This is a genomic window from Isoptericola sp. Y541 (genome assembly GCF_059445465.1).
Window position 1 is genome coordinate 16,198 of record NZ_JCAIUJ010000007.1, and the last position, 26,328, is coordinate 42,525.

Sequence of the window (26,328 nt, forward strand, 5' to 3'; positions counted from 1 at the left end):
TCCCATGTGCGGAATCGTCGGCTACGTCGGCCCCCAGCAAGCAGCACCCGTCCTCGTCGAGGGCCTCACGCGACTGGAGTACCGCGGCTACGACTCGGCGGGCATCGCCGTGCTCAACCCGCGCTCGACGGCGCACCCGTCGCGCGTCGTGCGGGCCAAGGGCCGCGTGCGCGAGCTTGAGGCCGCCCTCCCGGCACGGCTGGCCGGCACCACCGGCATCGGGCACACGCGGTGGGCCACGCACGGCGTGCCCAGCGAGGCCAACGCCCACCCGCACACGTCGTTCGACGGGCGCGTGCACGTGGTGCACAACGGGATCATCGACAACTTCGCGGTGCTGCGCTCGCGGCTCGCGGGCGAGGGCGTGGAGCTCGCGTCCGACACCGACACCGAGGTCGTGGCGCACCTGGTGGCGCGCGAGCTCGCCGGTCAGGACGGTCACGGCCTCGGCTTCGAGGACGCCGTGCGCGCCGCCGTCGCGCAGATCGACGGTACCTACGCCCTCGCGGTGCTCGACGTCGAGAACCCCGACCGCGTCGTCGTGGCGCGCAACGGCTCGCCGTTGCTGCTCGGCGTGGGTGACGGCGAGATGTTCGTGGCGTCCGACGCCTCGGCGATCGTGCGGCACACCAGCCAGGTGGTGCTGCTCGACGACGGCGACTTCGCCTCCGTGACGTCCGACGGCTTCCGCACCTTCACCGCCGACGAGGAGCACACCGCGCGCTCGGCCGTCACCATCGACCTCACCGTCGAGGAGCTGGAGCTGGACGGGCACGCGCACTTCATGCACAAGGAGATCCACGAGCAGCCCGAGTCCGTGAAGCGGATGCTCTCGGGGCGCCTGGACGACCGGTTCGGCACCGCCAAGCTCGACGGTCTCAATCTCGACCCCCGCGAGATGCGTCGCTTCACGCGCGTGAAGGTCCTCGGCTGCGGCTCCGCGTACTACGTGGGGCAGCTCGGGGCGTCGATGATCGAGGACCTGGCCCGTATCCCCGCGGACGCCGAGCCGGCGAGCGAGTTCCGCTACCGCAACCCGATCATCGAGCCGAGCACCCTCTACGTGGTGGTGAGCCAGTCCGGCGAGACCGCGGACACCCTCTTCGCCGTCCGCGAGATCCAGCGCAAGGGCGGCACCGTCGTCGGGCTCGTCAACGCCGTCGGGTCGTCCATCGCCCGCGAGGTCGACGGCGGGGTCTACCTGCACGCCGGCCCGGAGATCGCCGTCGCCTCCACCAAGGCGCTCACGCACATGTCGGTCGGCTTCGCGCTGCTGGCGCTCGCCCTCGGCCGCGTGCACGACCTGTCCCACGCCGACGGCAAGCGGATCATCGCCGGGCTGCGCGCCATCCCGGGGCAGATCGCGCAGATCCTCGCCGACGAGGAAGACCTCGCGACCGCCGCCAAGGAGCTCGCGCCGTCGCCGAGCCTGTTCTTCATCGGCCGGGTGCGCGGCTACCCCGTCGCCCGCGAGGGCGCGCAGAAGTTCAAGGAGATCACCTACCGCCACGCCGAGGCGTACCCGACGAGCGAGCTCAAGCACGGCCCGCTCGCCCTCATCAGCCCCGAGCTGCCGACGGTCGCCATCGTCCCCGACGACGACCTCCTGGAGCGCAACATCACCGCCGCGCAGGAGATCCGCGCCCGCGGGGGAGTCGTCGTCGCGATCACCCACCCCGGCGTCGAGCTGGGCGACGCCGTCACCCGGCGCATCGAGGTACCGCGCAACGAGGTGGAGCTCGACCCGATCCTGCTGACCATCCCCACCCAGCTGCTCGGCTACCACGCGGCCGTCGCCCTCGGCGAGGACGTGGACCGGCCGCGCAACCTGGCGAAGTCGGTCACCGTCGAGTGACGACCGCTGGTCGAGCCTGTCGAAACCGGGACGACCGCTGGTTGAGCCTGTCGAAACCGGGACGACCGCTGGTTGAGCCTGTCGAAACCGGGACGACCGCTGGTTGAGCCTGTCGAAACCCGGATCTCGACAGGCTCGACCGCCGGTTCGCGGTGCGCACGCCGCTCCCGGCGAGGCCGGCCCGGGTCAAGTTCCGTTCGCGGGACGGGTTCCGCTCGGCGCCAAGGGGTGCAAATGAAGCAGCAGTTGTTACCTCTGCACGCGATTCCTCGGATCGCGCAAGATCTCGTCCGACGTCGTCTCGAATCGACGCCCTCCGTCGTGCTCCTGGGGCCCCGCCAGGCCGACGCCGATGCCTACCTCCGCTCGCAGGCGCCGAGGCTCGCAGTGCTCGAGGAGGTCCAGCGGGTACCGGCGCTGACGGAGACCTTGCGAGGGGTGATCGACGACAACCGGAGGTCCGGCTTCCGTGCCGGGCAGTTCCTCCTGCTCGGTTCGGCGGCGCTCGACCTGCTCCAGCTCTCGTCCGAGAGCCTCGCGGGCCGCGTCTCATTCGTGGAGCTGGGTGGCGTCAACGTCGACGAGGCGCACGCTGTGGGAATCGACCCAGATGCCCTCTGGGTTCGTGGGGGATTCCCGGACTCGCTCACGGCGACGGACGACGCCGCGTCCCTGCAGTAGCGGTACGACCTCGTGCGCTCGTACCTGGAGTGGGACGTGCCGATGTTCGCCCCGCGGATCCCTGCCACGACGCTCCGACGACTGTGGACGATGCTCGCGCACTCGAGCGGCGGACTGCTCAACGCCAGCGCGCTCGCCCAGAGTCTCGGCGTCAGTGGCCCCACGGTCACCCCGGTACGTGGATCTGCTCGTCGACCTCGGTCTGGTCCGGCGCCTTCAGCCCTGGCACGCCAACATCGGGAAGCGGGTGACGAGGGTCCCCAAGGTGCATGTCAGGGACAGCGGGCTGTTGCACGCGCTGCTCGACATCAACGCGCACGACGCCCTGCTGGGTCATCCGGTCGCGGGGGCCAGCTACGAGAGCTTCGCGGTCGAATGCTTGATCGATGCGGCCGGCGACCGGTACCAGCCGTTTCACGACGTCCACCCGGGGGAGGACGAGTACTCGGCTCGTGGGCCGTTGTCATCGGCCTGAGGCGCCTCGTCGAACAGCTGCGCGTTTCCTGAGCGTCGACACGGATCGGGGCGGGTCAGGCGGGGTCGGGCTGGTCCTCGATCTTCACGTCGGAGAGCTCGGGCGTGAAGGCGAAGAGCGCGCCGTCGACCGTCCCCACCCACCAGCCGTCGCAGTCGAACGTGGCGTCCTGCTCCTGCCCGGCGGTCCACCAGCCGGCCTTGAGCGTGGAGTCGGTGCGGTAGTCCTCGGGCTTCAGGTCGCCGCGGGTGGGCTCGGCGGCGAGAGGGTGGGCGTCGTCCACCGGCCGGCAGGTGTCGGGCAGCTCGGTCAGATCGGCGTCCATGGTGAGGATGACCTCGTCGCCCGTGGTGCGGAAGACGCCGCGGACGTCGGACGCGCCGTCGGGCACCCACGCGGGCAGGCCGGCGTCGTCCTTGCCGTCCTTGCCGCTGTCGTACGTGAAGGCCCTGGTGTGCCCGGCGTTCCGCTCGCTCAAAGCCTGGGTGATGCCCGCGCAGGCGCTGGTGGAGATGATGACGCCGGCCGCAAGGGCCAGCAGGCCGACGGCGCGGTAGCGGCGCTCGGGGGTGGTGGTGAGGGGCGTGGTCTCGATGCTGGTCTCGATGCTGGGCTCGGTGCTGCTCTGCTGCTGCGTCATGCCGACGACGCTACGAACCCGCAGGTCACGCCGTCGTCGGCCCGTGAGCGGAACCTGCCGCCCCGCGCGTACGACCGGGGGAGGAGGACGAACTCAGGGGTGGCTCAGGGTTTCGCCGGGGTCGCGACGCCGTCGAGGAACCCGCGCACGAGCGGCGTGGCCAGCGCCTCGCCCTCGTGGAAGTAGGCGTGCCTCAGCCCGGGCAGCACCTCGACGAGGGCTCCCGGGATCCGCTCGCCGAGCAGGCTCGCGTTGACCGCGGGCGCCAGCACGTCGTCCGCCCCGTGCAGCACGAGCGTGGGCGCCAGGACGTCGGGCAGGTGGCGCCAGGCGTCGTGACCCTGGCTGGCGCGCAGGTGGTCGCGCCGGGCCTGCGGCGTCATCGACGGGTCGCCCTCGACCGTCGTCGGGCCGGGGTGGTCGGCCAGCCACGCCGGGGTGTACATGAGCTCCAGCAGGGCGCGGCGGGCGGCCCGGCGGTCCGGCTGCGCCACCGAGCGGCGCACGTCGAGGGACCGCTCGACGGCGTGCTCGCCGCCGGGGGTCGTGCAGCCCAGCACGAGCCGGCCGAGCCGGTGCGCGTGGTCGATCGCGAACCACTGCGCGACCCGCCCGCCCATCGATGTCCCGTACACGTCGGCACGCTCGAGACGCAGGTCGTCGAGGACGGCGGCGACGTCGCCCGCGAGGCGCCGCGTGGTGAGCGCGGGGTCGGTGGGCGCCGAGTCGCCCGTGCCGCGCCAGTCGAGGGTGACGGTGCGCCGGCCGGTGCCGAGCCCGTCGCGGACCGGGTCCCACCAGCGGTGCGAGTTCGCCTGCCCGGCGAGCAGCACCAGCGCGGGGCCCTCTCCCCGCACCTGATAGGCGATCGATGCGGAGTCGTCGGCGATCGCGTGCGGCATGGTGCCCACCCTAGGGACGCCGGCAGCTAGGCTCCCTCGGGCACCCTCGACGGCCCGCGTCGAGCGACGCCCAGGAGGCCGACGATGGTCCCGCCCGAGGAGCCGACCGCCCGTGCGGCCGCCCGCATCTCCGCCGACGACGACGCGCGTCGCGCCCTGCAGCGGCGGACGCTGACGGTCGTCGTGGTGAGCCAGGTGCTCGGCGGCGCGGGGCTGGCCGCCGGGATCACCGTGGGCGCGCTGCTCGCGCGGCAGATGCTGGGCAGCGACAGTCTCGCTGGGCTGCCCACGGCCCTGTTCACGCTGGGTTCGGCGCTCGCGGCGTACCTCGTCGGCCGCGTGACCCAGCGCGCGGGGCGCCGCGTCGGGCTGGGCCTGGGCTTCGCCGCCGGCGGCCTGGGGGCGATCGGGGTGGTCGCGGCGGCCGCGCTCGACGCGGTGCCGCTGCTGTTCGTCGCGCTCTTCGTCTACGGCGCCGGCACGTCGACCAACCTGCAGGCCCGGTACGCGGGCACGGACCTGGCGGCGCCGGACCGGCGGGCCACCGCGGTGAGCGTCGCGATGGTCTCCACCACCCTGGGGGCGGTCGCGGGGCCGAACCTCGTCGCGCCCCTTGGCGGGCTGGCGACGTCGCTCGGTTTGCCGGCGCTGGCCGGGCCTTTCCTGCTCGCGGCCGTCGCCTTCGGATCGGCCGGGGCCGCCCTGTTCGTCTTCCTGCGGCCCGACCCGTTCCTCGTCGCCCAGGAGCTCGCGCGGGCCGAGCGCCTCGCGGCGCCCGGCCCTGCGGCGTCGGCCGCCCCGGGCGAGGCGCGGGGCGGGGTACCCGCCGGCGTGGTGGTCGGCGCGACGGTGATGGTGCTGACCCAGATCGCGATGGTCGCGATCATGACGATGACGCCGGTGCACATGAGCCTGCACGGGCACGGCCTCAGCGAAGTCGGCCTCGTGATCGGTATCCACGTCGCCGCGATGTTCCTGCCCTCGCTCGTCACCGGCATGCTCGTGGACCGCCTGGGCCGGGTGCCGATGGCGGCGGCCTCGGGCGTGACCCTGCTGCTCGCGGGGATCACGGGTGCCCTCGCCCCCGCGGACTCGCTCGGCCTGCTGATCCTGGCGCTCGCACTGCTCGGCCTGGGGTGGAACTTCGGGGTCATCGCCGGGACGGCGCTCATCGTCGACGCGACCTCCCCGGAGACGCGCGCACGCACCCAGGGCTCGGTCGACGTGCTCATCGCGCTGGCCGGGGCGGGCGGTGGCGCCGCGTCGGGGGTGGTCATGGCGGGCACGAGCTACGCGACGCTCGCCCTCGGCGGCGGGATCCTGTCGCTGCTGCTCGTCCCCGTGCTGCTCCTCGCGAGGTCGCGCGGCCGCGCCGCGACGGCCTGACGCGGTCAGGGCGGGGGGTCCTCGTCGTCGAGCCGCTTCCGTACGAGACCGGGGTCCTCGGGGCGCGCGGCCGCCTGGGGTGGTCGGATGTACGGGTGGCCGGTGGGGGCGACCCACCTGGTGACTTCGGTCGCGGGATCCCGGGTGACACGCCATCCGCCGATCGTCTTGGCCCGATGATGGGTGCGACAGAGGGCGTGCAGGTTCTCGCCGCGGGTCTGCGGCCCGTCGCCCATGGGGTCGAACGGTTCGACGTGGTCGAGGTCGCAGCCCGTGGCCGGAACGCGGCAGCCGGGGAACGTGCAGGTCACGTCGCGCGCGACGACGGCCGCCCGGAGCGCCGCGCTCGGCCGGTACGCGTGCGAGGACGTGTCGGTGAGGACGCCAGTGCCGGGATCGGTGAAGACCCGCTGCCAGACGGCGTCCGGGTCGCCGGCGATCGCCCGGGCCATCCCCGCCGGGATCGGGCCGTACCGGTCGAGCGATGCCGGGAGGTCGTCCGCACCCAGCAGCGTCGATGCCGCGATGCTCACGCGCACGCCGGCCCCGCGCGACACTCGGCCCGTCGTCGCTGCTCGGCCCCTCGCCACCCCTTGATCCGCGATGGGCTCCTGGCCTGTCGTCTGCGCCGGGCCTGCGTCGTCGTGCGGGCCGGTGGCGACGCGGCCACCGAGCATGCCGGCGAATGCGTCGGCGCGGCACTCGTCGAGCCTGCGCTCCTCGCCGGGGCCGCGTCGCATCGCGAACGCGACCTCGTCGACGGCCGCGAAGGCGCGCGCCGCGTCGTCCGCGGGCAGGTAGGCCGTCAGATAGGCCATCGCGTCGTCGACGGGTTCGAGCCGCACGAACCTCTCTCGCCGGGCAGACTCGTGCCGTTCGTCGGCACCGTCCGGGTCGACCTCGATCTCCGCGCGCCGCATACGGGCGCGGATCTGGGACGCGGTCAGGTGCTCGACGTCCGGCAACAGCTCGCGGACGGCGACCCGGCGCAGATCGTCGGGCAAGCGCCCGGCGGAGATGAGCACCTCCGCCTTGCGCCGGTCCACCAGCCCGCCGGCCAGGGCGTCCGCGACCTCGGGCAGGCGGGCCGCCCCGTGGGCCACGGTGACGTGCGATTCCGCGGCGCGCCGCGACAGGCCGAGCCGCGCGGCGACGCCGTCGGCGACGAACTCATGACCCGAGGTGTTCCGGGTGCGCTCCAGCAGCTCCGACAGGGCCCGCGCGGAGCCGGCCTGTGCCCACGAGGCGACCCGCTCCCACGCGGCCAGCACCTCGACCACGGTGTGGTCGTCCAGGTCGGCGAGCTCCAGCGACGCCAACCGCTCCGCGAGCCGGAGGCCGGGCTCCCCGCCGAGCTCCGCGATCAGCTCGCGCCCCGGGTCGGATGGCGCGAGCGACTCCTCCGTGACGCCCTCGTCCGTGACGCCCTCGTCCGTGACGCCCTCGGGCTCCCGGGCGAGGACGAACGAACCGTCCAGATACCTGCACGCCGCCGGCCCGGCCGACGGTGCCAGCCCAGCCGACGGCGCTGGCCCGGCGCCGTCGTGCGCGGCGACCGCCAGGGCCCGCAACGCGCGACCGGCATCGAGGATCCGCCCGAGCACGCTCTCGACCGCCGACCCCGCGCCCGGCATCGGCGCGACAAGCCCGGGCGCCGGCGCGGCCACGGTGGCGGTGCCGCCCGAGCCGGCAGCACCACGGCGCCGGGTGACAGCGGGGTCGCCCGGGCTACGGGAATCGGCATCGAACATGTGTTCGATTCTACCGCCGCCGAGCGGCCTCGACAAGACCTTGCGGCAGCCGTGCTCGACCCGCTGCGACGCCCGAGACTGCCGGTGTGGGCCGGCTGCTAGGGTCGCCGGCGTGAGTCCCGAGGCTTCCAGACGCTGACCGCAGGTCGAGCCGCACCCGCATGGGTGCCGTGCTCCCTGCGTCCGTCGACCCACTCACCCGAGCACCCGCGCCGCGACGCCCTCGCGCGCCCGCCTCCGCGCTGCTCCGACGTCTGGAAGCGCCCATGCCCGTCATCGTCAGAATCCTCGCCCTCGCGGCCTTCGCGCAGGGCACCAGCGAGTTCATGCTCGCCGGTCTGCTCGTCGACATCTCGTCCGACCTCGGGGTCACCCTCGCCACGACCGGCGCCCTCACCTCCGCCTATGCCGCGGGGATGGTCCTCGGCGCGCCCCTGATGGCGGTCGCCGCCGCCCGGGTGCGCCCCGGACCGACCCTCCTGGCGTTCCTTGCCGTCTTCGCCGCCGCACACGTGGCCGGGGCGCTCACCTCGTCGTTCGCCCTGCTGCTCGCCACGCGCGTCGTGGCCGCGTTCGCCAACGCAGGGTTCCTCGCCGTCGCGCTGTCGACCATGCGCCTCCTGGTGCCGCCGGAGGCGACCACGCGTGCCGTCGCGGTCCTGCTCTCCGGTACCACGATCGCGACCGTCGCCGGCGCCCCGGCCGGGGCGCTCGTCGCGCAGGCGCTCGGCTGGCGGGCCACGTTCGCGGCGGTCGCCGCCCTGTGCGTGCCGGCCATGGCCGCCCTCGCGCTGCACCGTTCGCCCGCCGCCGGGCGGGCGCCCCTCCGGTTCGAGCCGGGCGCGGAGCTGCGCGCGCTCCGGCACCCGACGATCGTGCGCGCGGTGGTGCTGGCGGTGCTCGTCAACGCGGCCACGTTCGGCGCCTTCACGTACCTGGCCGTGATCGGTGCGGGGGCGGGCCTCACCGGTGTCGGCGTGCCGCTCCTCCTTGCGGGGTTCGGCGTCGGCGCCTTCTTCGGGGTCAGCGCCACGGGACGGTGGGCGGCACGACAGGAGCGGCGGTGGGTCGTGGTGGGCTGCGCCCTGCTCATCGTCGTGTGGGCGGCCTTCGCCCTCGCCGCCGCACTGCCGTGGGTGGTCGCGGCCCTGCCCGTCGTGGCCGGGGCGGTCTCGTTCGCGGTCGGGTCGTGCGTGGTGGGCCAGATCGTGCGCGAGGCTGCCGGCGCGCCCGTCCTGGGCGGCTCCGCCGCGACTGCGGCACTCAACCTCGGAGCGCTCGCCGGCCCGCTGGTCGCCGGCGCCGCACTGGGCGTCGGCGGTCCCACGGCCGTGCTCTGGTGCGCGGCGGCGCTCTGCGCGCTCGCGGTGCCCGTGGCGCTCTGCGCGCTCGCGGTGCCCGTGGCGGTCGGCGGGGTCGGCGGGGGTCGCTGACACGACTCGGGCCGAGCGCCCCGGTCAGGACTCCGGCTCGACGGGGCCGTCCTCGCCGGCAACCAGCTCGCCGCAGCTGGTCGCCTGCGCCGTGACGGCGACCGGGTCGTCGGGGCCCGCGTCGCTCGTCACGGTCGACTCCTGGCCGTTCGACGCCGTCATGGCGCCGTCGTCCAGGTCCACGAACGTGCGCGTCACCGCGAACGCCTCGCCGTCGGCCGAGGTGGCGTTCAGCCCTGCGAGGTGCAGCGCTCCGTCGACCTCGGTGCAGCCGACGCCCGTGCCGTTGCCGGTGAACCCCTTGTCGAAGGTGTATGCGCCGCCCGCGAGGCTCTGGGTCGCGGCGAGATCGCAGTCGGACGCGGTGAACAGCAGCACCTCGCGGCCGGTGTCGACCAGCGCGACCGGGGCCGTACCGTCTCCCGCGGCGACGACGTTCACGACGGCGGACGCGCGCTGCGGGCCCGCCGAGTCGATCGCGACGGAGAACGTGGCGCCCGAGGCGGTGGTCATCCCGAACCGCCGGTCGGCCCCGCCGGTCAGCCACGCCGTGTCGGGCTCTCCGTCGCCGTCGATGTCCACCACCTCGTGGGTGTCCGCGCCCTCCGGCGTGCCGTCGTCGGTGGCGTCGCAGCCGGCGGCGCCCGTGGTGCTCGGAGTGGGCTCCGCCGCGTCCTGCGACGGCGTCGCGGTGGGAGACGGCGCGGTGGGGGACGGCGACGCGGCCGGTGCAACGCCGTCGTCGCTCCGGACGACCAGCCAGGCGACGACCGCGACGACCACCACCGCCACGAGGACGACCACCCGCCAGGCCCAAGGGTTGCCGGGTGCGGGTGCGGGTGCGGGTGCGGGGGTCGGGGTATCGGGAGTGCTCATGTTCCCCAGGCAATCACTGTCAGGCAGGGTCGTGCACCCCGTGCTACCTGGCGTGCAGGGATCAGATCTCGTCGGCGAGCTCGGGGGCCGGGCCGCGTGTCGGTACGCCCCGGGGCGACGTCGCCCACGGGGCGCGCGCTCACCGGGCCGGGCGCGGCGCCCCACTCCCGCAGCCACCCGGTGAGCTGCGCGGTGCTCGACGCGTACATGATCGGGCCGATGCCCACACAGGCGTGCGCGGCGCTGCTCATCGGGCAGTGCTCGCCGGAGGTGCACACGACGGCGGCACCCGGTCCACCGGGCGGCCGGTCCGGGTAGCCGTGCGGCAGGTGGCCGAGATGGCGACGGTGCCCCGGGCCAGGATCGTGCACGACACCCGCGGCCTGATGAAGGCGTTCGTCGACGCCGAGACGGACGAGGTGCTCGGCGTGACGATGCTCAGCCACGACGCGCACGAGACGATCAACACCCTGGCCTTCGCCATGCGCCATGCGCCATGGCGTCACGGCCACGCAGCTGCGCGACGAGATCTCCACCCACCCGTCGATGACCGAGGCCCTCAACGACCTCTTCGCCCACCTGGCCCGACCGTCACGACCGACGTCGCGCGGCCGGGTCGTCCTCGTGCGCCTCGAGCGCGGCGATGAGGGTCCGCGCGTCGTGCGGGCCGCGGTGCCGCACGCCGTCCAGGAAGAACGTGGGAGTGCCCCGGGCCCCGCTCGCGCTGGCGCTGTCCTCGTCCTCGCGGACCCGGGCGTGCAGGACCCTGTCGCCCATGTCGGCGTCGAACCGCTCGAGGTCGAGGCCGATCTGGGCGGCGTGCTCGCGCAGGTCGTCGGGCTCCAGGCGGGACTGGTGCGAGAACAGCTGGTCGTGCATCTCCCAGAACCGGCCCTGCCGGTCCGCCGCCTCCGCCGCGACGGCCGCCAGGTAGGCGTGCGGGTGCACGTCCTCGAGCGGCAGCTGGCGCACCACGTACCGCACGCGGTCGCCGAAGTGGGCGCCCAGCTCGGCGCCCATGCCGGTGGTGCGGGCGCAGAACGGGCACTCGAAGTCGAGGTACTCGACCACGGTGTGCGCGGCGTCCGCGTCGCCCATCACGTGGTCGCGCTCGGCGTCGATGGGCGGGGTGAGCGTGACCGGCAGGTCGGCGCTGGCCTCGCCGTAGCGCACGCGCGCCACCGTGAAGATCGCCCACCCGAGCACGGTGGAGACGACCATCGCGATGAGCACGCCGACCGTGGCCGCCTGCGCGTCCGCCGGGTCGTCGAACGCGAGGTTCACCACGAGCAGCGACACCGTGAACCCGATGCCGGACAGCGCGGCCCCGCCCATGACGCTGCCGGGCCCCACGCCGTCGGGCAGCGTGCCCAGACGGGCGCGCAACGCCCCCCACGTGCCCAGGGTGACGCCCACGAGCTTGCCCACCACCAGTCCCGCGACCACGCCCCAGGTGACGACGGAGCCGAGCGCCGCGCCGAGGGCGCCGCCCCGCAGGTCGATCCCCGCGTTGGCGAGGGCGAAGACCGGGACGACGACGAGCGACACCGGGCCGCGCAGCACCTCGTGCAGGCGGTGGTTCACCGAGATGGAGCGGGCGAGGCCCACCTGCACGCTGCGAGCGACGCTCGCGCTGGGCGACTGCCAGTAGTTCCGGAACAGGCTCTTGGCCTGCAGGACGTCGGAACGGCGCGTCGCGATCGCGGGCACCAGCAGGCCCGCGAGCATCCCCGCGATCGACGGGTGCACGCCTGCCTGCACGGTAGCCCCCCACAGGACCACGACCACCAGCACGTACGGCGCGCTGCGCCACTCCCTCATGCGGCCCAGCAGCCACAGCACGCCGAGGCAGGCCGCGGCGACCACCAGCGGTGCGATGCGCACGTCCTCGGAGTAGACGACGCCGATGATGCCGACGGCGAGGAAGTCGTCCACCACCGACACGGTGAGCAGGAAGACGCGCAGCTGGCTCGACATCGTCGGGCCGACGAGGGCGAGCACGCCGAGCAGGAAGGCGGTGTCGGTGCCGACGACGACGCCCCAGCCGCCCGGGTCCTCGTGGCCGGCGACGGCGAGGAAGACGAGCGCCGGCACGACCACGCCGAGGGTGCCCGCCACGAGCGGCACCAGCCGCTGGCTGCGCTGCCGCAGCGACCCGATCGCCAGCTCCTGGCGCACCTCGAGGCCGACGACGAAGAAGAACAGCACCATGAGCCCGTCGTTCACCCAGTGGTGCAGGTCCATGTCAAAACGCAGGTCGCCGACGTCTACCTGGATCGGCAGCGCCCAGAGGCTCTCGTACGCCCCGGACAGCGGCGAGTTCGCCCAGAGCACCGCGAGCAGCGTCACGGCGACCAGCAGCAGCGCGGCGCCGGACTCCGTGCGCAGGCGCTCTCGCAGCGCGAGTCCTGGCATGCACGTCTCCCGTCAGTGGTGGATGGCGGGTCCGCGAGGAGCCTACGTCGGCACCGACCCGTGGGCTCGAGGGAAGAGGTCTCCGGGGACCGCGCCGGGGGAACACCCGTCTGGCGGATCGTGTTCCCGGGGCAGGTGGCGATACCTCGCCGCCTGGCCGGGGTCGTCGGGAATCAGGAGCACCTGCGGTGGGTTAGGGAGAGAGCGGCAGTTGAGAACGGTTCTCAGTTCTGCCACGTGAGGAGAACGTCTGATGGCCACCCGCACCGCACTGCGCCCGATCATCAAGCTTCGCTCGACGGCGGGCACGGGCTTCACCTACGTCACCCGCAAGAACCGCCGCAACGATCCCGACCGCGTCGTCCTGCGCAAGTTCGACCCGGTCGTCCGCCAGCACGTCGATTTTCGTGAGGAGCGCTGATGAAGAACATCCACCCCACCTACGGTCCCGTCGTCTTTCGGGACACCAGCTCGGGCACCGCGTTCCTGACGCGCTCGACGCTGGCCGGCGACGCGCCCTCCGGCCCGGGCCACCCCACCCGCGAGATCGAGTGGGAGGACGGCCGCACCTACCCGGTGGTCGACGTCGAGATCTCGAGCGCCAGCCACCCGTTCTGGACCGGGGCCTCGCGCGTCGTGGACACCGAGGGCCGCGTCGAGAAGTTCCGCCGACGCTACGGGCAGCAGGCCGCTCGATGACGCCTCGCTGACATGTGGCCGCGCCCCTCCTGACCGCCGCACTCCGGGGCGTTCCGGAGGGGCGCGGTCGTTCTCACCCGGTCGATTCCCGCCCGGTCGTTCCTGCGCGCGTCTCGCTCCTGGTATGTTCCACGTATTAGATATACCTAAACGATGGAGCATTTCCCGATGGAGCTGAGTACCACCGCCCTGCTTGACGACCGCGTGCTGGACGACGTGACCGCGCGCGTCGCCGACGCGTTCGACGCCCCGACCGCCGAGATCTTCGCGGAGGCGCTCCGGCGCACCCTGCGTGACGCGGTGACGCTCGAGCCGGACGGCACCGCGTTCGTCCTCACAGGCGACATCCCGGCGATGTGGCTCCGCGACTCCGCGGCCCAGATGCGGCCGTACCTGGCGCTCCTCGGCCTGGACCCGCAGCTGGGGGGCACCGCCGCCGCCCTCGTGCGCCGGCAGAGCCGGCAGATCCTCCAGGACCCCTACGCCAACGCGTTCAACCGGGGGCCCGACGGCGCCGGCCACCAGGCCGACGACACGGCGATGACGCCCGGGGTGTGGGAGCGCAAGTACGAGGTCGACTCGCTCGCGTTCCCGCTCCAGCTCGCGCACCAGCTCTGGCTCGGCACCGGGCGCACCGACCACCTCGACGAGGCGTTCCGCGATGCGGCGGACCTCGTCGTCGCCACGCTCCGCACCGAGCAGGACCACGACGCCCGGTCCACGTACCGGTTCCAGCGGGCCGACTGCGTCCCGAGCGACACCCTGGAGCGCGACGGGCAGGGGTCGCCCGTGGGCGTCACCGGGATGACGTGGAGCGCCTTCCGCCCCAGCGACGACGCGTGCGCCTACCACTACAACGTGCCCGGCAACCTGTTCGCCGCCGCGGCCCTGCACGACCTCGCGGAGCTCGCCCGCGGGCCGCTGGACGACCTGGCGCTCGCCGCCCGGGCCGACGACCTCGCGACCGATCTCGACGCGGCCACCCGCCGGCACGGCGTCGTGGACCACGCCGAGCACGGCCCCGTCCTTGCCTACGAGGTCGACGGGCTCGGCAACCACCTGCTCATGGACGACGCGAACATGCCGAGCCTGCTCTCGCTGCCGCTCACCGGCGGCATCGCCCTCGACGACGCCCTCTACGTCGCCACCCGCGCGTTCGTGCTCGGCGACGACAACCCGACGTACGTGCGCGGCGCCACCGGCGACGGCCTCGGCAGCCCGCACACGCCCCCGCGCTACGTGTGGCCCATCGCGGCCGCCGTCCGCGGGCTGACCTCGACCGACGTCGCCGAGAAGCGCGCCGTCGTCGCGACCCTGTGCGCCGTGAACGCGACGCGCGGGCGCATGTGCGAGGCGTATCACGTGGACCACCCCGAGCAGTTCACGAGGGAGTGGTTCAGCTGGGCGGACTCGATGTTCTGCGAGCTCGTGCTCGACGTCGTCGGGTACCACGTTCCCGGGGCTCCCGGGACGGAAGTGTTACAGCACGTCGCATAGGCGGCGTGCGGATCGGCGAAGGAGGCGATCTGAACCATGACGGTGACGACGGCGGCAACGGCGCCGCCGGGTCGGGAGGCGGCATCCGCACCCCCGGCCCAGGTACGACGCAGACCCGCGAAGCAGTGGCGGATCCAGGAGCGATGGGCGCGCCGTCCTGGACCGAGCCCGGGACTGAGCGACCCCGCGAGGTAGTTCCAGATCCCCCGAACTACCTCGCGGGGGCCGGGCCGGTGGAGCCGCCCTCGACGATGCGCACGGGGATGGTGTCCTGCGCGAGGTCGCCCGGCTCCGCCAGCTGCCGCTCGATGAGCTCGAAGGCGCGGGTGCCGATGGCGTGCTGGTCCTGCTCCACGTGGGTGAACGGTATGGCGGCGTCGACGAACTCCGGCGGCGCGTCGAAGCAGATGATCGACAGGTCTTCGGGCACCGGCCGGCCGAGCCGCTGCGCGGCCTGCAGCACGAGGCGCGCCGAGTGGTACTCCGTCACGACGCACGCCGTGAGGTGGGGGCGGGCATCGAGGAACGTCACGAGCCGGTCGACGTCGTCGTCGGGCGTGGTGCGCGAGCCGGGGACCACGGAGCGGACGTCGGAGAACACCTGGGCCTCCTCGAGCCGGACCTGGTGCGCGGCGTGGGCGGCGACGACGCCGCGGCGGCGCTCCTCGAGGGACGAGACCGAGCTGGGGGACTCGACGAGGGCGATCTCGGTGTGCCCGAGGTCGAACAGGTACTCGGCGGCGAGCCGGCCGCCCGTGACGTTGTCCGAGGTCACGGTGCTGACGGGGACGCCCTTGAGGGTGCGGTCGACGATGACGATCGGGAAGCTCCGGCCGACGAGCGTGGCGACGGTCGGGGGGAAGAACTGCGACGACGAGGGCAGCAGCACCAGGCCGTCGATCCCGCGGGCCAGCTGCTCCTCGATGAGGCGTTCCTCGAGCTCCGCGTCGCCGCGCGAGGTGGCCACCACGACGTGCGCCCGCTGGGTGGACGCCTGGAGGATGCCGCCGAGCAGGTGCGAGCCGAACGCGTCGTCGAAGCCCGGCACGATGTACCCGACGAGGGGGAGGCCGGAGGACGGGGCGCCCCCGCCGTCGTCGTCGGGGGCGGCGGAGACCACGATCGTGCCGATCCGCGGGCGGCGGGTCACGAAGCCCTCGTCGCGCAGCATGTCGAGGGCACGCTTGATCGTGATCGCGCTGACGGAGAACTCCTCGATGAGCTCGGCCTGCGTGGGCAGCCGGTCACCGACCGTCAGGTCCCCGTCGACGATGCGCGCGCGCAGCGCCGCGTGCACCTGGGCGTACAGCGCGTCGGTCAAGCCAGCTCCCGAGATCAGGCCGGACGGATCAGGCCGAATGATTATGGTCCGGCTCCATTGTGAGGCACGGCGGCCCGACGGGAACCTTGGTCGGCTCCGCACCCCTCTGATACGTTTCAATTCACCCGTCAACGGGTGCTATATGTCCCCGATGGCGGGTTTGTCCCGCAAGGAGGCGCAACGATGCGCATCGAACGGCTCGTGGCGGAGTACGGCGCTCCCGACCTGGGTGTCGGCACGGCCGCTCCCCGGCTGTCGTGGACGCGCAGCGGAGGAGACGGCGACCAGAGCGCGTACGAGCTGCGCCTGCAGACCGCCGCAGGCGACCCCGAGGTGGCCGCCGGCGCGGGGCCCGAGCAGGTGCTCGTCGCCTGGCCCTTCCGGGGCCTGCGCTCGCGGGAGCGGGTCGAGGTCCAGGTGCGCGCCCGTGCGGACGACGCGTGGTCGGCGTGGAGCGAGCCCCTCGTGATCGAGGCCGGCCTGCTGGCGCCGGAGGACGTCGAGGCGCGATTCATCAGCCCGCGGGACGTCGGTGGGCTCGACGGCGGCGCGGTGGTGCTGGCGCGCGACCTCGAGCTGGACGGCACGGTGGCGAGCGCCCGCCTGTACGTCACGGCACACGGCGTCTACGACGCGTGGATCGGCGACCGCCGCGTGGGCGACCACCAGCTCGACCCGGGCTGGACGGCGTACGACTCGCGGCTGCGCTACCAGACCTTCGACGTGACCGAGCACCTGCGGGCGGGGGCGACGCGGATCGCCGTCGGCCTGGGCAACGGCTGGTACCGCGGGCAGCTGACGTGGTCCCTGCAGCGCGACTCGTACGGCGACCGGCTCGGCCTCCTGGCCCAGCTGGAGATCACCTACACGGACGGCCGCCGGCAGACGGTCGTCACCGACGAGCGGTGGCGGGCCGGCGCGACCGGCGTGCTCGCGGACGACCTGTACGACGGCCAGACGACGGACCTGCGGGTCCCGCTCGCGCCCGACGCCCGCGCGGACGGCCCGGTCGACGTGCTCGACGCCGACACCGGCCGCCTCGTCGCGCCGACGGGACCGCCGGTACGCGAGGTCGCGACGGTGCCGGGGCGTGAGGTGCTCACCTCGCCGAGCGGCGCGCAGATCGTCGACTTCGGCCAGAACGTGGTCGGCTGGGTGCGCCTGCGCGTGACGGGGGAGGCCGGCGCCACGGTCACCCTGCGGCACGCCGAGGTGCTCGAGGACGGCGAGCTGGGCGTGCGCCCGCTGCGCGACGCGAAGGCGACGGACACCTACGTCCTCGCCGGCGGGGAGCAGGTGCTCGAGCCGCGGTACACGTTCCACGGCTTCCGGTACGCGGAGGTCACGGGCGCCGAGGTGGCCGCCCAGGACGCGGAGGCCGTGGTGGTCAGCTCCGACCTGCGCCGCACCGGCTGGTTCGAGTGCTCCGAGCCGGACGTGAACCGCCTGCACGAGAACGTCGTATGGGGGATGCGCGGCAACTTCGTCGACGTGCCCACCGACTGCCCGCAGCGGGACGAGCGGCTCGGGTGGACGGGCGACATCCAGGTGTTCGCGCCGACGGCCAGCTTCCTGTTCGACGTCGGCGGGTTCCTCGGCTCGTGGCTGCAGGACCTCGCGGCCGACCAGCACGCCGACGGCGGCGTGCCGATGACCGTGCCGGACGTGGTGCACGAGAACGTCAGCGGGTCGCGGCCCGGGGACGAGGGCCAGACGCCGGGGGCGGGCTGGGCCGACGCCGCCGTGCACGTGCCGTGGACGCTGTACGAGCGCTACGGCGACGTCGGCGTGCTGGAGCGCCAGTACGACTCGATGCGGGCCTGGGTGGACAAGGAGCATGCCCTGGCCGGCGACACCCTGCTCTGGGACACGGGCTTCCAGTTCGGGGACTGGCTGGACCCGGACGCGCCGCCGCACGACGCGGCCGCCGCCAAGGCCGACCCGGCCGTCGTCGCGACGGCCTACCTGGCGCGCAGCGCCCGTCTGCTGTCCCGCACGGCCGAGGTGCTCGGGCACGAGGCCGACGCCCGGCGGTACGGGCAGCTGTCCGACGACGTCGCGCACGCCTTCCGCGAGGCGTACGTGGGGGCGGACGGCACGGTCCGCAGCGACTGCCAGACCGTGTACGCGCTGGCGATCGTGTGGGGCCTGCTGGCCACCGACGAGCAGCGGCGGGGCGCGGGGGATCGGCTGGCCACGCTGGTCCGCGAGGCCGACTTCCACGTCAGCACGGGGTTCCTCGGCACCCCGGTGATCCTGGACGCCCTGTGCGAGGCCGGGTACCCCGAGCTCGCGCACGCGATGCTGCTGACCCGCACCAACCCGTCGTGGCTGTACCCGGTCAGCATGGGCGCCACCACGATCTGGGAGCGCTGGGACTCGATGCTGCCGGACGGGACGATCAACCTGGGCGACATGACGTCGTTCAACCACTACGCGTACGGAGCCGTCGCCGACTGGCTGCACCGGCGGGTGGCCGGGCTCGCGCCCGCCGCGCCCGGCTACCGGGAGGTCACGGTGCGGCCGCTCGTGACGGGTCAGCTCGACCACGCGTCGGCCGGCTTCGACAGCCCGTACGGGCCGGTCGGCGTCACGTGGCGGCTCGACGGCGGCCGGTTCGAGCTCGAGCTCGACGTGCCGCCCGGGGTCACGGCGCACCTGGACCTGCCGCTGGACGAGCCGGCCCGCAGCGTCGGGCCCGGGAAGCACCACGTGGCCGGCGACCTCGTCCCGGTGGGGAGCCCGCTGCCCGCGCGCTGACGGCCGCGCACCGGCGTCCCGGCGGCGGCGGACACCCGCACCGCCTCGTCCGGGTGTCGACGCGCAGCAGCTCCGGGGCCGTGCGTGCTCAGGGCCTGAGCAGCTCGGCCGCGGCCTCGACGGTGCGCGGCACCCACCACGCCCAGTCGTGCCCGCCGGTGACCACCTGGCAGGTGACGTCCGCGCCGCGGACGGCGAGCTCACGGCCGAGCGCCTCGGCGGCGGCGGGCCCCTCGTACCGGCCCACCTGGAGGCGCAGTCGCACGCGGGCCGCGGCATCGGCCAGCGGCTCGACGAGCGCCCTGTCGGGGTAGCGCCAGAGCGACGGCGACTGGGCGACGGCGCCGCCGACGACGTCGGGGTAGCGGGCCACGACGAACAGCGCCGACAGCGCGCCGAGGCTCGACCCGGCGACGACGGTGCGGCGGGGGTCGGCGTCCACGCGCCGGCCGCCGACGCCCACGGCCCGCAGGCGCGGCACGAGGCGCTCGCCGACCCAGCGGGCCACGCCTCCCGGCACACCGAGCGCCGCGGCCCGGTCGGGTCCCGAGCCGACCATCACGACGGTGACGGGCGGGAGGGCGCCCGCGGCCACGGCGTCCGCGAGCACCCGGGCCGTGCCGAGCCGCTCGGCGTGCGCCTCGCCGTCGAGCAGCACGAGCAGCGGGAGAGGCTCGGCGGGCCGGTCGTGATAGTCAGGCACCCACCACCACGCACGCGGCTCGTCGCCAGGATCCGAGCCGACGATGGGCAGCCGCGCCGGCACGGCGGTGGTGTCGCCGAAGCCGCCCAGCCAGGGCCGGTCGCCAGCACCGGGCAGCCGCACCACCGAGCCGGGCATGCCGCGTCCGGCGTCGTGCCCCTGCCCGGCGGCCGGGTCGGGGATGCCGCGCGTGCCGGGGTCGCGCAGGCCGCGCGACCACCACCCGGGCTCGTCGTCGCCTTCGTGCACGAGGAAGCGGTAGCTCGCCTCCCAGTCGTCGGGGACGTCGAAGGTGCCGTGCCACCACCCGCCGGGCGCGCGCACCAGGTCGCAGGCGTCATCGCGCTGCGGCAGCCACCACCCGCTCGCGGCGAGCGCGACCGCACGCGCGCCGGGGGCGTGCACGCGGAACGTCACGTGCGCCCGCCCGCCGGGCCGCAGCGCGACCGCGGGGCCCGGCCGGCCCGCGGGCACGGGCTCGGCGACGCGCTCGACCGTCACGGTGTCGCGGCCGGCGGGCCGGGGCAAAGGCGTCCAGCGGTCCCAGCTGGTCGCTGTCCCAGCGATTGTCCTGGTCATCCGATCATTCTCACCCTCAGACCTGCACCACGAGCGGGTCGTGTCATTCTCGGCGTCGTGGGGTGGTTCACACCGCCGTGTCAGATCGCGGGCATCTGCCGCCCGGGGATCGACACCTCGTCCACGAAGCAGTAGCCCCAGTACTCGCCGGGCTCGATCGAGTGCATCACCGGGTGGCCGGTCGCGTGGAAGTGCGCGGTCGCGTGCTTCGCCGGCGACGAGTCGCAGCAGCCGACGTGCCCGCACTCCAGGCACGCACGCAGGTGCACCCATGTGCCGCCGACGGCCACGCACTCGGGGCACACGTCGGTGGCCTCCGGTGCGACCGGGACGATCTGGCCGATGTGCACGCAGGTGTCCGTCATCTCAGGTCCTTGTCGGTTCGGGAGTCGTTCGGGAGTCGTTCGGGGGTTGTCCGGATGTCGTCCGCACGTGGTCCGGGTGCCGCGCCGGGGCGGGGCCCGTCCAGCCTGGCCCCGGGGAGCGCGCCCGGCAAGGCGCCGCCTACGCTGACCGCATGTCCGAGCACGCCGAGTCCTCCGACGACCGCCCCGTGATCCTGCTCGTCGCGGCCGACCACGCGGACGTCGCCGAGCAGGAGCTGCGCGCCCGCTACGACCGCGACTACCGGATCGAGTGCGCGGGCACGGGCGCCGAGGCCCTGGACCTGCTGCGCGACCTGGTCGGGGCACGGGTACCCATCGCGATGGTCGCCGCCGAGAACCGGCTGCCCGACGGCGGCGCCATCGAGCTGCTGCACCAGGTCCCCGCCGTCGTCTCGACCGCCCGGCGGGTGGCGCTGCTCCCGACCGAGGAGTACGCCGACGCCCTCGACGCGATGCGCGCCGCCGCACTGCGCCGTGACATGGACACGTTCGTGGGCATCCCGCGCGGCGCGCGCGACGAGGAGTTCCACATCGCCCTGGTGGAGCTGCTCTCCGAGTGGGGCTGGTCGGTGGCCCGGCCCACCGTGACGGCCACCGACATCGTCGCGCGGAGCGGGGACCGCACGGCGGCCGCGATCCGCGACCTCGTGGAGCGACTCGGCATCCCCAACCGGATCCTCGACCCGGAGGGCGACGAGGGCCGGGCGATCGTCGAGGCCGCCGGCCCGGACGCGGCGCTGCCCGTCGTCCGGGCGATGAACGGCCGCGTCCTCGCGGGGGCCACCCCGGCCGCCTTCGCCGAGGCGATGTACGGCGGCTTCGACTCGATCCCCGAGGGCTCGGTGGCGGACGTCGTCGTGGTGGGCGCCGGCCCGGCCGGGCTCGCGGCGGCCGTCTACGCGGCGTCCGAGGGGCTGTCGACCGTGGTGCTGGAGCGCGACGCCATCGGCGGACAGGCCGGGTCGAGCTCGATGATCCGCAACTACCTCGGCTTCCCGCGCGGGATCTCGGGGATGCGGCTCGCGCAGCGCTCCCGCGTGCAGGCCGGCCGCTTCGGCGCCCGCTTCTACACCGGGCGCCCTGCCGGACAGATCGAGCCCGGCCCGGCGGACGAACCCGAGCACCACCACGTGCACGTCGACGGGATGCAGATGTGCGCCCGCACCGTCGTCCTGGCGACAGGCGTCTCCTACCGGCGGCTCGGGGTGCCCGGCATCGACGACCTCGTCGGCGCCGGCGTGTACTACGGCGCGGCCAGCTCGATGGCCCGCGAGATGCAGGACCGGGACGTGTGCGTGGTCGGCGGCGGCAACGCCGCCGGGCAGGCCGCCGTGCACCTCGCGAAGTTCGCCGGCTCGGTGTCGATCCTGGCGCGGCGGTCGGGGCTCGCCGAGACGATGTCGGACTACCTGGTGCGGGAGATCGAGGCGACGCCGAACATCGCGGTGCGCCCGCACACGGCGGTGGTCGACGGCGGGGGCGACGGGCGCCTGCAGTGGCTCTTCACCGAGGACCTGGACACCGGCGAGCGGTCCAAGACGCACGCGGACGGCCTGTTCTGTCTGCTCGGCGCCGAGCCGGACTGCGGCTGGCTTCCCGACGACCTCGCCCTCGACGACCACGGCTTCGTGCTCACCGGCCGCGACGTGCCCCAGGAGTCCTGGGTGGACGGCCGCCCGCCCGCGAGCCTCGAGACCACCCTGCGCGGCGTGTTCGCCGTCGGCGACGTGCGCACCGGGTCGATGAAGCGCGTCGCGTCCGCCAGCGGCGAGGGGGCGTCGGTGCTCCCGCTCGTGCACGCGCACCTCGCCTGGCTGCGCGAGCAGGAGTTCGGCGGCGGGCCCGAAGTGCCTCGCTGACCTGTGCGGTCGTCGCGCGCGAACGGGCGATCGCGAGTGGAATGGCGCCATGGCACCTGCGCAGGACATCGCCTCCGACCTCGCGCCGTGGTCGCTGCCGCCCGAGGCGGTGCTTGCCGCGCTCGATGCCGACGACGGCGGGCTCGCATCGTCCGACGCGGCGGCACGGCTGGAGCAGGTGGGGCCCAACCGGCTGCCGCCGCCGCAGCGCGACCCGCTGTGGAAGCGGATCCTCGTGCACTTCGACGACGTGCTGATCTACGTGCTGCTGGTCGCGGCGGTGCTCAAGGCGATCCTCGGTGACTGGGTGGACTTCACCGTCATCCTCGCCGTCGCCGTGATCAACGCGGCGATCGGCTTCATCCAGGAAGGCCGGGCGGAGAGCGCGCTCGACGCGATCCGCACCATGCTGTCCGTGCACGCGGAGGCGCGGCGCGACGGCGCGTGGGCGAAGGTGGAGGCCGAGGACCTGGTGCCGGGCGACGTGGTGCGGGTGCGCTCCGGCGACCGCGTCCCGGCGGACGTGCGGCTGCTGAGCGCCACCAACCTGCGGGTCGAGGAGTCGGCGCTCACCGGCGAGTCCGTGGCGGCCTCCAAGCGGGTCGACGCCGTCGGCCACGACGCGGGGGTCGGCGACCGCACCAGCATGCTGTTCTCCGGCACCCTCGTGGCGGCCGGCCAGGGCGTGGGCGTGGTGACCGCCACCGGGTCGGCCACGGAGATCGGCCGCATCCAGACGATGATCTCCGAGGTCAGATCCCTGGAGACCCCGCTGACCCGCCAGCTCGACAAGTTCGGCAAGGCGATCGCCGTGATGATCGTCGTGATGGCCGTGGTGATGGTGCTCATCGGGCGGCTGGTGCACCACTTCACCGTGGCGGAGCTGGTCTCGGCGTCGATCGGCTTCGCCGTGGCCGCGGTGCCCGAGGGCCTGCCCGCCCTCGTGACGATCACGCTGGCCCTGGGCGTGCAGCAGATGGCGCGACGTCGGGCGATCACGCGCAAGCTGCCCGCCGTCGAGACGCTCGGGTCCGTCACCACCATCTGCTCCGACAAGACCGGGACGCTCACCAAGAACGAGATGACGGCGCGGTCGGTCCGCACCGGGGGCCGGGAGTTCGCCGTCTCGGGGGCCGGGTACGCGCCCGAGGGCGAGATCACGCTCGCGCAGGGCGCCTCGCCGTCGGCCCGTCCCTCTGCCACGCATGACGTCGCGCCCCGGCACGCCGACCTCGCGGGCGACCCGGACCTCGCGGCCGTCGCGACGGTGATGATGCTGTGCAACGACGCCCGCGTGGTGCCCGGCGGGCCGGAGGGCGGGTCGGACGGGGGGCCGGAGGGTGGCGCGGGCTGGCGGCTGGTGGGCGAGCCGACCGAGGGCGCGCTGCGCACGCTCGGCATGAAGGCGGGGTTCGACACCCGCGGCTGGTCCCGCGTGGACCTGGTGCCGTTCGAGTCCGAGAACAAGTTCATGGCCACCCTCGACCGCGACGCCGACGGCGGGCTGCACGTGCACCTCAAGGGCGCGCCTGATCGGGTGCTGGACCGGTGCGCCACCCAGACCGGCCCGACCGGCGCCGCCGAGCCGCTCGACCGCGCGTTCTGGGAGGCGCAGATCGACGCCATCGGCGGCCAGGGCCTGCGCGTGCTGGCCGCGGCCCGGCGCCGCGCCGACGCCCCGCCGGTCGAGCTTGCCGAGACCCTCACGGACCTCGAGCTGTGCGGCCTGGTCGGCATCGTCGACCCGCCGCGACCCGAGGCGATCGACGCCATCGCACAGTGCCGCGAGGCCGGCATCGCCGTCACCATGATCACGGGCGACCACGCGGGCACCGCGGTCGCGATCGGCCGGGAGATGGGCATCGTCCCGGCGCCCTCCGAGGGCGCCGAGGCGCCGCCGGTGCTCACGGGCCCCGAGCTCGAGGCGATGACCACCGAGCAGCTGCGCGCCGTCGTGCGAGACGTCCACGTGTACGCGCGCACGAGCCCGGAGCACAAGATCCGCATCGTCTCGGCGCTGCAGGCGCACGGCGAGGTGGTCGCGATGACGGGCGACGGCGTCAACGACGCCCCGGCGCTCACGCAGGCCGACGTCGGCGTGGCGATGGGCATCAAGGGCACGGAGGCCACCAAGGAGGCCGCCGAGGTGGTGCTCGCCGACGACAACTTCGCCACCATCGAACGGGCCGTGGAGGAGGGGCGGCGGATCTACGACAACATCCGCAAGTCGGTGCTCTTCCTGCTGCCCACCAACGGCGCGCAGTCGCTGGTGATCCTCGTGGCGGTGCTGTTCGGCCTCACGCTGCCGCTCGCGCCCGTGCAGGTGCTGTGGATCAACATGATCACCGCGGTGACGCTGTCGCTGGGGCTGGCGTACGAGAAGGCCGAGCCGGACGTCATGGGGCGGCCGCCGCGCGACTCCAGGGCGTCGATCCTGGACGCGGTGTTCCTGCGCCGCATCCTCATCGTGTCCCTGCTGATCGGCGGCGCCACGATGGTCGTGTTCTACCTCGAGCGGGCGCAGGAGGCGCCGCTGGCCGAGGCGCAGACGACGGCCGTCACGATGCTCGCCCTGGGCCAGCTCGCCTACCTGTTCAGCTGCCGCTTCCTCGACCGGTCGAGCCTCACGCTCGACGTGCTGCGGGGCAACCGGGTCATCTGGATCTCCGCGGTGGCGCTGATCGCCCTGCAGTGCGTCTTCGTCTACGCGCCGTTCATGCACTCCTGGTTCGACTCGGCGCCCATCGGCCTCGCCGAGTGGGGCAAGACCCTCGCCGCGGCTGTCGTCGTCTTCCTCCTCGTCGAGGCGGTCAAGGCGCTGGGTCGCCGCCGCCACTGACGCGAGGGGCGGCCAGCACTGCCGCGAGTCCTTCCTGCAGGTCCTTGACGAAGTAGCCGGGCAACTCCAGCGACGGGAAGTGTCCCCCGGCCTCGGGCGTCCTCCATCGGACGATCTGTCGGTAGCGCTGTTCGGCCCAGGGGCGCGGACACTTCTCGACGTCGCGGGGATACATCGTGAGCGCCGCCGGGACGTCGACCCGGAGGTCGGGGTCCAGCGAGTTGTGGCTCTCGTAGTAGATGCGGGCCGCCGAGGCGCCGGTCCGCGTCAGCCAGTACAGGGTGACGTCGTCAAGCACCCTGTCCAGGGAGATCGTCTCGAACGGGCTGTCCTCGGTGTCCGACCACTCGGCGAACTTGTCGAGGATCCAGGCGAGGAGCCCGACCGGTGAGTCGACGAGCGCGTAGCCGATTGTCTGCGGTCGGGTCGCCTGCTGCTCCGCGTACGCCCCGCGGCGGCGCCAGAAGTCACGGGTCTCCTCGGTCCACTCGCGCTCGAGGGCCGTCAGCCCGTCCGTCGTCAGCCCGGGCGGCCCCTCCGCGAACGTGGTGTGGATGCCGAGGACGTGCTCCGGGAACCGGCCGGCGAGCACCGTGGTGATGTTCCCGCCCCAGTCGCCGCCGTGGGCGAGGAACCTGTCGTAGCCGAGCCGTCCCATCAGCTCCACCCAGGCGGCCGCGATCTTCTCGGTTCCCCACCCGGTGGTGGCCGGCCTGTCGCTGTAACCAAAACCCGGGAGCGACGGGACCACGACGTGGAACGCCGGCGCGGCTGCGTCCTTCGGATCTGCCAGCTCGTCGACGACATCGATGAACCGGACGATGCTGTCCGGCCAGCCGTGCGTCAAGAGCAGGGGAGTGGCGTCTTCCCGCGGGGAGCGGCGGTGCAGGAAGTGGATTCCCAGGTCGTCGATGGTCGTGCGGAACTGGCCGATCTCGTGGAGGCGCTCTTCGAACGACCGCCAGTCGTACCCGGTGCGCCAGTAGTGCACGACGTCGACGAGGTCGGCCAGGGGAACGCCCTGGTCCCATCGGCGCGGGTCGGGCGCGGGGCGGTAGACCGTCTCCGCCTCCGGCAGCCGCGCCGCGGCCAGCCGCGCGCGCAGGTCCTCGAGGTCGGCGTCCGGCGCGTGGGCTTCGAACGCCTGCACGTCGTGGGTCGGGCTGGGCATGAGACCTCCTGGCCGTCGCGGGAGCCGGCGAGCATCGATGCGAACCGGCTAAGACGGTTCTACCAGGCGTTCGCCGCGGTGTGCAACCGGCTATGGTGGT

Annotated in this window: 22 protein-coding genes and 1 pseudogene; 14 read left to right on the forward strand and 9 right to left on the reverse strand. The window is 73.9% G+C overall.

Annotation, left to right across the window (positions count from 1 at the left end; translation table 11 throughout):
- The first annotated feature begins 4 nt into the window (after window positions 1–4).
- The 4 genes and pseudogenes from glmS (at window position 5) to AC1C2V_RS15135 (ending at window position 3,011) form a co-directional block, all read left to right on the forward strand.
- Window positions 5–1,855 (forward strand): glutamine--fructose-6-phosphate transaminase (isomerizing), encoded by a 1,851-nt coding sequence (gene glmS, locus AC1C2V_RS15120; RefSeq protein WP_495390463.1) that lies wholly within the window; start codon window positions 5–7, stop codon window positions 1,853–1,855.
- 321 nt (window positions 1,856–2,176) lie between these two features.
- Window positions 2,177–2,536, forward strand: coding sequence for an AAA family ATPase (locus AC1C2V_RS15125; protein ID WP_495390464.1), 360 nt, complete (start codon window positions 2,177–2,179; stop codon window positions 2,534–2,536).
- A 12-nt stretch (window positions 2,537–2,548) separates the two neighbouring features.
- A pseudogene (locus tag AC1C2V_RS15130) lies at window positions 2,549–2,695 on the forward strand (DUF8612 domain-containing protein); the annotation flags it as partial.
- 19 nt (window positions 2,696–2,714) lie between these two features.
- Window positions 2,715–3,011 (forward strand): DUF4143 domain-containing protein, encoded by a 297-nt coding sequence (locus AC1C2V_RS15135; protein WP_495390465.1) that lies wholly within the window; start codon window positions 2,715–2,717, stop codon window positions 3,009–3,011.
- Window positions 3,012–3,066: 55 nt separating this feature from the next.
- On the opposite strand, the gene AC1C2V_RS15140 is transcribed toward AC1C2V_RS15135, so the two are convergent.
- Window positions 3,067–3,651 carry a hypothetical protein gene (locus AC1C2V_RS15140; RefSeq protein WP_495390466.1) on the reverse strand — a complete coding sequence of 195 codons (585 nt, stop codon included), beginning with the start codon at window positions 3,649–3,651 and terminating at the stop codon, window positions 3,067–3,069.
- 104 nt (window positions 3,652–3,755) lie between these two features.
- Complete coding sequence (locus AC1C2V_RS15145; RefSeq protein WP_495390467.1) at window positions 3,756–4,553, reverse strand: alpha/beta fold hydrolase; 798 nt, start codon at window positions 4,551–4,553, stop codon at window positions 3,756–3,758.
- Window positions 4,554–4,637: 84 nt separating this feature from the next.
- Between AC1C2V_RS15145 and AC1C2V_RS15150 the strand changes: the two genes are divergently transcribed.
- Window positions 4,638–5,939, forward strand: a complete 1,302-nt coding sequence (locus tag AC1C2V_RS15150; protein ID WP_495390468.1) for an MFS transporter — start codon at window positions 4,638–4,640, stop codon at window positions 5,937–5,939.
- Between the two features lie 5 nt (window positions 5,940–5,944).
- On the opposite strand, the gene AC1C2V_RS15155 is transcribed toward AC1C2V_RS15150, so the two are convergent.
- Entirely contained in the window at window positions 5,945–7,690 is a 1,746-nt protein-coding gene (locus AC1C2V_RS15155; protein WP_495390469.1) for an HNH endonuclease signature motif containing protein, read from the reverse strand.
- A 266-nt stretch (window positions 7,691–7,956) separates the two neighbouring features.
- Between AC1C2V_RS15155 and AC1C2V_RS15160 the strand changes: the two genes are divergently transcribed.
- Window positions 7,957–9,123 (forward strand): MFS transporter, encoded by a 1,167-nt coding sequence (locus AC1C2V_RS15160; protein WP_495390470.1) that lies wholly within the window; start codon window positions 7,957–7,959, stop codon window positions 9,121–9,123.
- 24 nt (window positions 9,124–9,147) lie between these two features.
- Here AC1C2V_RS15160 and AC1C2V_RS15165 read toward each other — a convergent pair whose 3' ends face one another.
- Entirely contained in the window at window positions 9,148–9,999 is an 852-nt protein-coding gene (locus AC1C2V_RS15165) for a hypothetical protein (protein ID WP_495390471.1), read from the reverse strand.
- 96 nt (window positions 10,000–10,095) lie between these two features.
- On the opposite strand from AC1C2V_RS15165, the gene AC1C2V_RS15170 reads away from it, so the two are divergent.
- Together AC1C2V_RS15170 and AC1C2V_RS15175 are read left to right on the forward strand one after the other, a co-directional pair.
- Window positions 10,096–10,317, forward strand: a complete 222-nt coding sequence (locus AC1C2V_RS15170) for a hypothetical protein (RefSeq protein ID WP_495390472.1) — start codon at window positions 10,096–10,098, stop codon at window positions 10,315–10,317.
- Window positions 10,318–10,385: 68 nt separating this feature from the next.
- Window positions 10,386–10,646: an oxidoreductase dimerization domain-containing protein gene (locus AC1C2V_RS15175; RefSeq protein WP_495390705.1), complete on the forward strand. Its 261-nt coding sequence runs from the start codon at window positions 10,386–10,388 to the stop codon at window positions 10,644–10,646.
- On the opposite strand, the gene nhaA is transcribed toward AC1C2V_RS15175, so the two are convergent.
- On the reverse strand, window positions 10,591–12,414 hold the full coding sequence (gene nhaA / locus AC1C2V_RS15180; RefSeq protein WP_495390473.1) for a Na+/H+ antiporter NhaA: 1,824 nt from the start codon (window positions 12,412–12,414) through the stop codon (window positions 10,591–10,593). The two genes, AC1C2V_RS15175 and nhaA, sit on opposite strands and share 56 nt — an antisense overlap.
- A 253-nt stretch (window positions 12,415–12,667) precedes the next feature.
- On the opposite strand from nhaA, the gene rpmG reads away from it, so the two are divergent.
- From rpmG to AC1C2V_RS15195, 3 genes are all read left to right on the forward strand, one after another.
- On the forward strand, window positions 12,668–12,835 hold the full coding sequence (rpmG, locus tag AC1C2V_RS15185; RefSeq protein WP_495390474.1) for a 50S ribosomal protein L33: 168 nt from the start codon (window positions 12,668–12,670) through the stop codon (window positions 12,833–12,835).
- Window positions 12,832–13,113 (forward strand): type B 50S ribosomal protein L31, encoded by a 282-nt coding sequence (locus tag AC1C2V_RS15190; protein WP_495390706.1) that lies wholly within the window; start codon window positions 12,832–12,834, stop codon window positions 13,111–13,113. The genes rpmG and AC1C2V_RS15190 overlap by 4 nt, the downstream gene beginning before the upstream one ends.
- A gap of 168 nt (window positions 13,114–13,281) precedes the next feature.
- Entirely contained in the window at window positions 13,282–14,610 is a 1,329-nt protein-coding gene (locus AC1C2V_RS15195) for a glycoside hydrolase family 125 protein (protein ID WP_495390475.1), read from the forward strand.
- A 211-nt stretch (window positions 14,611–14,821) separates the two neighbouring features.
- Here AC1C2V_RS15195 and AC1C2V_RS15200 read toward each other — a convergent pair whose 3' ends face one another.
- Entirely contained in the window at window positions 14,822–15,931 is a 1,110-nt protein-coding gene (locus AC1C2V_RS15200; RefSeq protein WP_495390476.1) for a GntR family transcriptional regulator, read from the reverse strand.
- A gap of 183 nt (window positions 15,932–16,114) precedes the next feature.
- Here AC1C2V_RS15200 and AC1C2V_RS15205 point away from each other — a divergent pair, with 183 nt between their 5' ends.
- On the forward strand, window positions 16,115–18,691 hold the full coding sequence (locus AC1C2V_RS15205; RefSeq protein ID WP_495390477.1) for a family 78 glycoside hydrolase catalytic domain: 2,577 nt from the start codon (window positions 16,115–16,117) through the stop codon (window positions 18,689–18,691).
- Between the two features lie 88 nt (window positions 18,692–18,779).
- On the opposite strand, the gene AC1C2V_RS15210 is transcribed toward AC1C2V_RS15205, so the two are convergent.
- Together AC1C2V_RS15210 and AC1C2V_RS15215 are read right to left on the reverse strand one after the other, a co-directional pair.
- Complete coding sequence (locus tag AC1C2V_RS15210) at window positions 18,780–19,973, reverse strand: alpha/beta hydrolase-fold protein (protein ID WP_495390478.1); 1,194 nt, start codon at window positions 19,971–19,973, stop codon at window positions 18,780–18,782.
- A gap of 80 nt (window positions 19,974–20,053) precedes the next feature.
- A complete protein-coding gene (locus tag AC1C2V_RS15215; RefSeq protein ID WP_495390479.1) occupies window positions 20,054–20,338 on the reverse strand; it encodes a UBP-type zinc finger domain-containing protein in 285 nt (94 codons plus the stop codon).
- A gap of 152 nt (window positions 20,339–20,490) precedes the next feature.
- Between AC1C2V_RS15215 and AC1C2V_RS15220 the strand changes: the two genes are divergently transcribed.
- Window positions 20,491–22,218 carry an NAD(P)/FAD-dependent oxidoreductase gene (locus tag AC1C2V_RS15220; RefSeq protein ID WP_495390480.1) on the forward strand — a complete coding sequence of 576 codons (1,728 nt, stop codon included), beginning with the start codon at window positions 20,491–20,493 and terminating at the stop codon, window positions 22,216–22,218.
- A gap of 49 nt (window positions 22,219–22,267) precedes the next feature.
- Window positions 22,268–25,057: a cation-translocating P-type ATPase gene (locus tag AC1C2V_RS15225; protein WP_495390481.1), complete on the forward strand. Its 2,790-nt coding sequence runs from the start codon at window positions 22,268–22,270 to the stop codon at window positions 25,055–25,057.
- On the opposite strand, the gene AC1C2V_RS15230 is transcribed toward AC1C2V_RS15225, so the two are convergent.
- Window positions 25,029–26,228 (reverse strand): epoxide hydrolase family protein, encoded by a 1,200-nt coding sequence (locus AC1C2V_RS15230; RefSeq protein ID WP_495390482.1) that lies wholly within the window; start codon window positions 26,226–26,228, stop codon window positions 25,029–25,031. The two genes, AC1C2V_RS15225 and AC1C2V_RS15230, sit on opposite strands and share 29 nt — an antisense overlap.
- Window positions 26,229–26,328 lie beyond the last annotated feature (100 nt).